Source organism: Faecalibacterium sp., assembly GCF_052358865.1.
Taxonomy (GTDB): Bacteria; Bacillota; Clostridia; order Oscillospirales; family Ruminococcaceae; genus Faecalibacterium; species Faecalibacterium butyricigenerans.
In genome coordinates this window covers 1-8212 of the sequence record NZ_DAWCVJ010000093.1, presented here as the reverse complement: position 1 = coordinate 8212, position 8212 = coordinate 1, and the positions used below count along the sequence as shown (strand labels likewise).

General features: G+C 51.1%; 12 protein-coding genes. All 12 read right to left on the bottom strand.

Annotated elements, in window-relative coordinates:
- Window positions 1–149 precede the first annotated feature (149 nt).
- Window positions 150–662, bottom strand: coding sequence for an NAD(+) diphosphatase (locus tag ACT8X9_RS11820; protein ID WP_444269116.1), 513 nt, complete (start codon window positions 660–662; stop codon window positions 150–152).
- A gap of 2 nt (window positions 663–664) precedes the next feature.
- A complete protein-coding gene (locus ACT8X9_RS11815) occupies window positions 665–1156 on the bottom strand; it encodes an HD domain-containing protein (protein ID WP_005922554.1) in 492 nt (163 codons plus the stop codon).
- 158 nt (window positions 1157–1314) lie between these two features.
- Window positions 1315–1650, bottom strand: coding sequence for a hypothetical protein (locus tag ACT8X9_RS11810; protein ID WP_444269115.1), 336 nt, complete (start codon window positions 1648–1650; stop codon window positions 1315–1317).
- The gene (locus ACT8X9_RS11805) at window positions 1647–2000 is read right to left on the bottom strand and encodes a DUF554 family protein (protein WP_444269114.1); all 354 of its coding nucleotides are present in this window, start codon (window positions 1998–2000) and stop codon (window positions 1647–1649) included. The genes ACT8X9_RS11810 and ACT8X9_RS11805 overlap by 4 nt, the downstream gene beginning before the upstream one ends.
- 26 nt (window positions 2001–2026) lie before the next feature.
- Window positions 2027–2509, bottom strand: a complete 483-nt coding sequence (locus tag ACT8X9_RS11800; protein WP_097774964.1) for a peptide-methionine (S)-S-oxide reductase — start codon at window positions 2507–2509, stop codon at window positions 2027–2029.
- A 97-nt stretch (window positions 2510–2606) separates the two neighbouring features.
- Window positions 2607–3011, bottom strand: a complete 405-nt coding sequence (locus ACT8X9_RS11795; protein ID WP_227621721.1) for a GNAT family N-acetyltransferase — start codon at window positions 3009–3011, stop codon at window positions 2607–2609.
- Window positions 3012–3046: 35 nt separating this feature from the next.
- Window positions 3047–3304 carry a hypothetical protein gene (locus ACT8X9_RS11790; RefSeq protein ID WP_158394718.1) on the bottom strand — a complete coding sequence of 86 codons (258 nt, stop codon included), beginning with the start codon at window positions 3302–3304 and terminating at the stop codon, window positions 3047–3049.
- A gap of 193 nt (window positions 3305–3497) precedes the next feature.
- Window positions 3498–5237 (bottom strand): adenine deaminase, encoded by a 1740-nt coding sequence (gene ade / locus ACT8X9_RS11785; protein ID WP_444269113.1) that lies wholly within the window; start codon window positions 5235–5237, stop codon window positions 3498–3500.
- A 172-nt stretch (window positions 5238–5409) separates the two neighbouring features.
- Window positions 5410–6444, bottom strand: a complete 1035-nt coding sequence (locus tag ACT8X9_RS11780; protein ID WP_444269112.1) for an alcohol dehydrogenase — start codon at window positions 6442–6444, stop codon at window positions 5410–5412.
- A 236-nt stretch (window positions 6445–6680) separates the two neighbouring features.
- A complete protein-coding gene (locus ACT8X9_RS11775; protein ID WP_005932430.1) occupies window positions 6681–7145 on the bottom strand; it encodes an Hsp20/alpha crystallin family protein in 465 nt (154 codons plus the stop codon).
- Window positions 7146–7378: 233 nt separating this feature from the next.
- Entirely contained in the window at window positions 7379–7696 is a 318-nt protein-coding gene (locus ACT8X9_RS11770) for an ADP-ribosylglycohydrolase family protein (protein WP_411703485.1), read from the bottom strand.
- A 63-nt stretch (window positions 7697–7759) separates the two neighbouring features.
- Window positions 7760–8212: hypothetical protein (locus ACT8X9_RS11765; protein ID WP_444269111.1), on the bottom strand; the 453-nt coding region annotated here is incomplete at its 5' end.

Below are 8212 nucleotides of genomic sequence, written 5' to 3'. Positions count from 1 at the left end.
CCCCATCCATTCTGTCCACCTCGCAGTTGATACTTATTGATACTATATATTATCAATATATCGATTCTTTATAAAAAAGTCAACCGAAACAGGCCGAACCAACTTTTTTTCCATACTTTCCGTCAAAATTCCCGTGGCACAGCCACGAATCACATCTCCATCGGCTTATTCCCCACTTCGTCCAGATACGCATTCAAAAATTCCGCTGCAAGGCTGTTGGGACGGATGTTTTCTCTGGCTTCCTGCGGGGTGAACCACTTGCAGCGTTCCACTTCGTGGTTGATATGCAGCGCCTTTGCGGTTCTGACGAAAGCCGTAAAGTTGCACATCAGCGTATTGGATGGCTCAAAAAACTTAGTACGGTTGAACCGGAGGTGCTCTACTTCCAACCCGGTCTCTTCCCGGACTTCCCGCACCACGGCGTGTTCTTCTGCCTCACCGCGGTTCACATATCCAGCCACCAGAATATAAGAGGGCTTGCCGTACTGCTGGATGAGCAGAATTTTCCCGGTTTCCTCATCCACAACAATCATGCTGACTGCCACATTGTACATCGGGAACCGATATTGCTGGCATTTCGGGCAATAAGGCACAATGCCCTCTTCTTCCAGTTCTTTTTCAATCAATGCCGTACCGCATTCAAAGCAATGCTTCTGAATCATTTTTACACTCCAAACACTGTTTTCGTCAGCCGGATACCTGCTGCCGTCTTCATCGTATGTTCCATAAAGGTTCGGATTGCCTGCTGGTCGTACCCGCTTTCGGACGCATTGACGATATAATCTGCCTCAATCAGAATCTGATAGTCAATGCCGTCGATCTGCGCCGGACTATGGTGGTGCCCTACCAGATAGGCCACCCGGTCGATCTGTTCTGCTGTCATGCCGGTATCCGCCAAGAACTCCCGCACCAGCGGGGCACCCTCCTGCTCCTGATATTTACCATTGGTGTTGCCGTACTTTTTGCGGCAGAGCGGGCAGGCGATATCGTGGGTGATGGCCGCCACCTCCAGAATAAACTGCGTGTCTGCGTCCAGCCCCTCCAGCTCACCAATGGTTTTGGCATAGGTCCACACGCAGCTCAGGTGCGTGATGTCATGGATATTCCCTTCGGAAAAGGCGATCATCTTTTCCATGATCTGTGCAATGGTCATCATTTGTTTTCACTCCCGTTTTTAATACTTAAATGTTCACCTTGATAAACGCGAACTTGTCGGGGCGAGGCCCCTCCATCTTGCTACGCAAGACCGTTCGGTCGCTTAAAAGCCCCACTGGGGCTTTCATTGTTCCGCTTCGCTCCACAAACGCGAATTTGTTATTCTCCTATGGAGGTACCTCTATCGTCTTTAAGACCACAAATCGCAACTATACCATTATTTTTATAACTCACAACGAGAATGGTATCATTTCCTATTTTCCAACATGCTGTGCCGTTTTCACTGGTATCAGGCTTCCCCCATACCTCTCTAAGCTGGTCAATATGATACCCAGGCAAAAGGCTATTAACATCGGCTTCACTCATTTCTGCGATTGCCGCCAGAGTGGGAAGATTGTCGTTGCTTTTGTGATTGTAGTATCCATAAAACCACGCCGATACACATATCGCAAGAACCAAGATGATTGCAGCTATAACAGATAGCTTCTTTTTCATACAATCACACTCCTCGTCAAGTTCCGGTTCATAAAATCCCCGTCACTGCCAGTCTTGTGTTTGAGCCACTCGCCAAAGCGTTCAAACTGTGCATCCAGATCAATAAGTTCACCCAGCAGCGCACCCAACGCCAGCGATAGAATCATGACCATAGAGCCACCGGTGCTCAAAGTTCCGTCCGGCCTAACCGTCAGTATCTTGGAGAGCGTTCCCGCCGCTCCCAGAAACACCACGGAAAAGCCCGTGGCTTTGATGATTGTATCCTGATAGCGCTCTTTCAGAAAGCGTTTGAACAAAATACCCAGCACACCGCCTATCACAATGGCCAGCGCATTGATGATCGTTCCCAATCCCCGCATTTTCGTTTTTCCTTTGCTTACTGATTCCTGTATTTGTTTAAGACTTCATCCGGGATATGACAGTAGCTGCAATCTTCCGGGTACCGCTCCAGATGGTGCTGATGCTCCTCTGCACTCCGGACGTAATTCGTCAGCGGCAGCACTTCCACAACGATTTTATCCCGGTCCTTCCGGCTGTCAATAAAGGCTCTTGCTTCTTCCAGATGTCCGGGATTTGTGCTGTAAAGCCCCGTGCGATACTTTTTTCCAACATCAACGCCCTGTTTGTTCAGGCTGTACGGGTCGATGATTTCAAACAGATGCTCCATAAGCTCTGTAACACTGGTACATTTCTCATCAAAGACCACTTTAACGCACTCTGCGTATCCATCATACGGGCCGTCCAGCGTGTTTGTTGTTCCGTTGGCTCTCCCGGCTTCGGTCGTCCGTACACCGGGCACCGTGTCAAAAAAATGCTGGACGCCCCAAAGGCACCCGCCTGCAATGTATACCGTTTCCATACTCTTGACTTTCCTTCTTTTACTGGTACAGTTTGCATCCATGCTCTGTACTCCTTACGGTTTCCTTGCTAGCTGCAAATCGATCCATCATACCAACTCACAAAAAGTGCTTTCGCACCATTGCAGAGTAATTATCATATTGTTGAAAGCCATATCGCTCATAAAATGGGATCGTTTTAGGATCAGACGGCATAACTTTCACATACAGAAGATTTTGATAGAAACTCATGATCCGTTTCATCAGCTCATCTCCAATGTACTGTCCCTGATAAGCAGGGTCCACCAAAAGATAATGCAAAAATGCGACTGTTTCTCCATCATCAAGCGCGCGAACCAGCCCAACCAGCTTATCACCATCCCACGCAGAAATAACTCGTGTGGAATTGTGCATCGCACGGACAAGTTTTTCGGGATAATTGCCGGATTCCCAGTGAACGGATAAAAACAGTTTCTGCAATTCATCGGCCGTGAAATCTTTTGTTTGTTTATACTCGATTTCCATGATGCACCCCTTTATAACTTCCACAAACGCGAATTTTACAGGGTATGAATGATATGAGAAGCGAGTTCTGCATTTTCTTTGTCTACAAAAATCTCTGTAATATACTGAGGCTTTATTCCAAAAGTCCCGATTTGTGCTCGCATCCGTGTTGCGTCAAAAACACTTCGCTGATTCACATCTTTGGTTTTGCAATAGCATTTGATTCCAGCCGCTGTCAAAGCATCTGTAATACGGTGGCAATAGGTTGAATCCGAAACCGTTGCTACCTGTGACTTGAAGAATCGTTCCAGCATGGTGAACCTCCTATGCAAAAAGTTGGACGATGAGTACTTGATGAACCAACGTAGCAAATTCCGATTTATCAAATAAGAATTTCCGTCAATTTTTCTCTTGATGTAGCTCGCTTCTAAGAGTAGGAACGAACTGTTCTGTTGCCGGAGACGGACCATTCAGGTCGATCTCCGGCAGTATTTTTGTTATCGCCTATTAAAAAACAGCCGGAACGACTTTCTGCTGCGCTACATCGATGATGCCGTATGTATTCAGTCTGAGTTTTGGAATGACCGGAAGGCTGACGAAGGCGAGGGTCATAAAGATGCCGACATCTTCCGCTACACCATGTGCCTTGAGGGCATCGTTCAGCGCCTGCATTTTCGCCGCAACGCTCTCTGCGCTTTCGGTGCTCATCAATCCGGCCACCGGAAGCGCAAGTTCTGCCACGACCTGTCCATCTGCCACAAACGCAAGTCCGCCTTTGTTTTTCCGCACGGTGTTGCCGGCCAGCATCATATCGGTATCGTTGTCCCCTGCCACAATCAGGTTATGGGAATCATGTGCGATGCTCGATGCAACGGCTCCGCATTTCAGGCTGAAGTTTCCTAAAAAGCCAATGCCCACATGGCCGGAGTGATGATGCCGCTCAAAAACGGCCAGTTTTACGATGTTGTGTTCCGGGTCCACACCGGGAGCTTTGCCCGGATGCCGTTGGAACGGGATGATTTTTTCCTCCGTAAGCAGCTCGCCCCGGTTCAGGCAGATGACACGCTCCTGCTCCCCGCTTTCCCGAAGTTCCAGGTCCTGCAGTGTGATCTCATCCAGATCAAGGGAATCCATAACGTGGGAAAATCTCACACGGTCGATTTCAAGCGATGCGGGTTTCTGCACCCTTCCGTGTTCTGCCACCAGCGTGCCGTTCTTGTAAACCTGTTCGACCGTAAAGGATTCAAAATCCGATACTACAATGAGGTCGGCAGCATACCCCGGTGCCACGGCACCGTGCTGCTTTAATCCAAAATACTGTGCCGGGACCAGCGTTGCCATTTTGACGGCCACTGCTGGGTCTGCGCCCAGCCGGATCGCTTTGCGGATGTTGGAATCGATGTGTCCGCTGTCCAGCAGGTCACCGGGGTGCTTATCATCCGTCACCAGCATGCAGCGGCTGCAATAGGGCTCCCGGAACAGCGGCATCAGGGCCTCCATATTTTTGGCAGCCGTTCCTTCCCGGATCATGATATATTGTCCGAGCCGGAATTTTTCCATGGCTTCCTCAATGTTGGAGCACTCGTGATCGGACTGAACGCCTGCCGCAATATAAGCATTCAGGTCCTTATCGCTCAAGAGCGGTGCATGGCCATCCACGATCTTTCCCGCTTCGGTGCAGTCGCGGATCTTCTGCAGGATCTTCGGGTCACAGCGCACCGTTCCGTAGGCATTCATCAGTTCCGCAAGCCCCAGCACACGGGGATCGCCGTAGTAAGGCCGGAGCTGTTCTGCGTTCAGCACTGCACCGGATTCATCCAGATCCGTGGCCGGAACACAGGAGGGCAGCATGAAATAAACCGAAAGGGTCAGATTTTTTGTCGTTTCCAGCATAAAATCCAAGCCTTCCAGCCCCGCAACATTCGAGATCTCGTGTGGGTCTGTGACCACCGCAGTGGTACCGTGGGGCAGCACTGCCTGCTCGAAAGCCGGACCACAGAGCATGGAGCTTTCGATGTGGATATGCCCATCGATCAGGCCCGGGCAGACATATTTGCCGTGCAGATCAACTTCTTTCCGGCCGTGATACGCACCCACACCCACGATCGAATTTCCGCTGATGGCAATGTCAGCGGTGTCGATCTCATCGGTAAACACATTGACGATTCTGGCATTTCTCAAAACCAGATCGGCCAGAGCATCTCCTCTGCCTGCCGAGATCCGGCGTTTCAGCTCATCAGACTGCATAGAAAAATCTCCTCTCTCTGAAGTTCGATTTTCTCACCTGTGGATTGGTTCTGCCATTATTCTACCACGCCTTGCCGCCACGGAAAAGATGTCGGGAAACAAAAATGGCCCCGGAGGGCTTGTTACAGCTCTCCGGGGCCACTTTATGTGCGTTGTGTCTTGGCGCAGACCGTCAGCACTCCACTGCCACCTTGATCACGCCGTCCCGTTTCTTTTCAAACAGCTCGTAGCCCTCTGCGATCCGGCGCAGAGGGTAGGTGTGGGTGATGAGCGGTTCGGTATCGATCTTGCCTTCTGCGATGAGACGCAGCGTTTCTTCACAATCGCAGCCGTCCACGCCGCCGGTCTTGAAGGTGAGGTTTTTGCCGTACATTTCCGGTAGCGGCAGGGTCTGTGCCTTATCGTACAGCGCCACCACCGTCACAACGGCGTTGGGCCGTGCACACTCCCATGCCAGCCGGAAGGTGGAGTCTGCCCCTGCCACTTCCAGCACCACATCTGCCCCGCCGTGGTCGCTGTTGACGCGCACAAAGGCGGCGCAGTCCTCCGGCTGCACCGTGAGCACCTGCGGGTAGTGCTGACGGATGAACTGCAACCGGTTCTCGTCCTTTTCGCACACGATGATGCGCTTGGGGCTGTGCAGCATGACGCACAGCAGCGTGCAGATGCCGGTCGGCCCTGCACCGAGGATCAGCACGGTATCCTCGGGGGTGATCTCCGAGATGCGTGCCGCCCAAAAGCCGGTGGCCAGCACATCGCCCACCAGCAGCGCCTGCCGGTCGGTAACGCCGTCCGGGATCTTGTTCAGTCCCTGATCCGCAAAGGGCACCCGGACATACTCGGCCTGCCCGCCGTCGATGCGGCAGCCCAGCGCCCAGCCGCCGTTTTGATCGGTGCAGTTGTTCACAAAGCCTTTTTTGCAGAAAAAGCACTCTCCGCAGAAGGTCTCCACGTTCACCGTCACCCGGTCGCCGGGTTTCACATTGGTCACCGCACTGCCCACTTCTTCTACGATGCCCACCATCTCGTGCCCTACGGTGATGCCGGGCACCGCCCGGGGCACGCTGCCATGCTTGATGTGCAGATCGCTGGAGCAGATACTGGCAAGGGTCACCTTTACAATGGCGTCCCGCTCGTGCTGCAGCACCGGCTTTGGTTTTTCCATCAGGGCAAACGTCCCCTTTGAAACATAGGTATAGGTCAGCATGCTTTTTACCTCCATGCGCTTTGATCTTTCCGAACGGAGTATACCGCAAAAGTCAGCCGCTCACCCGGCTCACAGGATAGTGAAGTACCTCCATAAATTCTGAAGTTGCTGTTCTCAGTATACCATGTTTTTCCCTTGCGGAAAAGATAGCGAAACAAAAATGCCCCCGGAGGGCTTGTTGCGGCTCTCCGGGGGCATCTTATGTGCGTTGTGCTTTGGCGCACACGACCGGCGTTTTACTCGATCTCGATCAGGTTCGGGTTCTCAGGCAAAGCCTTCGTCTGCTGAGGAGCAGGCAGCTCGACGTGCAGGACGCCATCCTCGAACTTTGCGTGGATGTCTTCCTTCTTCACATCGCCCACGTAGAAACTGCGCGCGCAGGTGCCGGAGAAGGATTCGCGCCGCAGATAGCGGCCCTTCTTATCCTTTTCATCGTTGCTGTGGCTGCGCACTGCCTGAATGGTCAGGTAGCCGTCGTTCAGATCCATCTGAACGTCTTCCTTCTTGCAGCCCGGCAGGTCAACAGCTACTTCGTAGCCATTGTCCGTCTGTTTGACATCGGTCTTCATCATGTTTGCACCACGCTTACCAAAGGTATCACGAGCCTCACGGTTCATCATACGTTCCAGTGCAGCGTCATTCCAGAACGGATCGAAGAAATCATCGAACAGGTTTTCATGGAAAACAGTCGGCATAAGCATAAATCATTCCTCCAATCCCGGCGTTCGGGTCGGGGCAAAAAATCTGAAGCGTCCACTCGGAAAGGCTTTCCGGGGAGCCTAGCGGCTCTCCTTTTGCCCTTCCTCCTGAGCACGCCACTGTTATAGCACTGTTCATTAGCAGTGTCAATAGAAGATTGCTAAAATTCATAAAAGAATAATACTTTTATAAAATCCTATGCAATCTTTTCAAAATTCAGTCGCATCATCGAATTTTATATCATCTTAGCAATCATAAAGCACAACAGTTCATATGCTTCCCGGATATCCTCCGGTAGACGTTTCAGAGTCTCGTCCCGCAGTTCCTGCGGCATCCCGTAAAAAGCTTCGGCAATGCCGCCGGTGATGCAGGCAAGGGTGTCGCTGTCGCCGCCCAGAGAAACTGCATTGCGAAGTGCATCCTCAAAACTGACGCTTTCCAGAAAAGCAATGATTGCTTCCGGCACAGTTTCCTGACAGGTCTCCACATGATGATAGGTCGGCCGAATTTCATCGCAGGTACGGTTCAGGTCATAACCGAAGGTCTGCTCCACATACTGTTTGATTTCCGGCTTGCTGTGGCCGGTACGGGCCAGAAAAATCGCTGCCGCCGTGGCCTACGCGCCTTTGATGCCCTCAGGGTGGTTGTGGGTAGCCACAATTTTCTTTGTCTCAGGGCTAATAAGGTTTGCCATGAGCGAGCCATCTTTTTTCGTCATTAACTTAAGGGCTCCTTTTGCAATCTGCTGCTTCTGCTCATCTGTCAGCATCGCCTGCAATGTCACATCCGGCACTGCCGCTTTAACGGCGTTAATAAAGGCCGGTGCAGTATATAATGACTTCTCTATTTGGGAAAAAACTGTCTTTACTCCTTTGAGCAGAGGTTTCGCCACCTCTGGAACTCGCCCAAAATGTTCCGATAGTTCTTCTTTATATTCAGATGCATCAATTATTTCCACATCTTCAGATGCAATGATGATCGTTTCTTTGTCCATATCAAATAATCCTTTCGTGATATTTCTATAATAAAGTTTGTATTTTTTGCGAACCGGCCTATTTCTGTATGTAGG

Excerpts from the sequence above, each read along its gene's own strand:
- ACT8X9_RS11820 (WP_444269116.1), bottom strand. The coding sequence starts at position 662 with ATGATTCAGAAGCATTGCTTTGAATGCGGTACGGCATTGATTGAAAAA.
- ACT8X9_RS11815 (WP_005922554.1), bottom strand. The coding sequence starts at position 1,156 with ATGATGACCATTGCACAGATCATGGAAAAGATGATCGCCTTTTCCGAA.
- ACT8X9_RS11810 (WP_444269115.1), bottom strand. The coding sequence starts at position 1,650 with ATGAAAAAGAAGCTATCTGTTATAGCTGCAATCATCTTGGTTCTTGCG.
- ACT8X9_RS11800 (WP_097774964.1), bottom strand. The coding sequence starts at position 2,509 with ATGGAAACGGTATACATTGCAGGCGGGTGCCTTTGGGGCGTCCAGCAT.
- ACT8X9_RS11795 (WP_227621721.1), bottom strand. The coding sequence starts at position 3,011 with ATGGAAATCGAGTATAAACAAACAAAAGATTTCACGGCCGATGAATTG.
- ACT8X9_RS11790 (WP_158394718.1), bottom strand. The coding sequence starts at position 3,304 with ATGCTGGAACGATTCTTCAAGTCACAGGTAGCAACGGTTTCGGATTCA.
- ade (WP_444269113.1), bottom strand. The coding sequence starts at position 5,237 with ATGCAGTCTGATGAGCTGAAACGCCGGATCTCGGCAGGCAGAGGAGAT.
- ACT8X9_RS11780 (WP_444269112.1), bottom strand. The coding sequence starts at position 6,444 with ATGCTGACCTATACCTATGTTTCAAAGGGGACGTTTGCCCTGATGGAA.
- ACT8X9_RS11775 (WP_005932430.1), bottom strand. The coding sequence starts at position 7,145 with ATGCTTATGCCGACTGTTTTCCATGAAAACCTGTTCGATGATTTCTTC.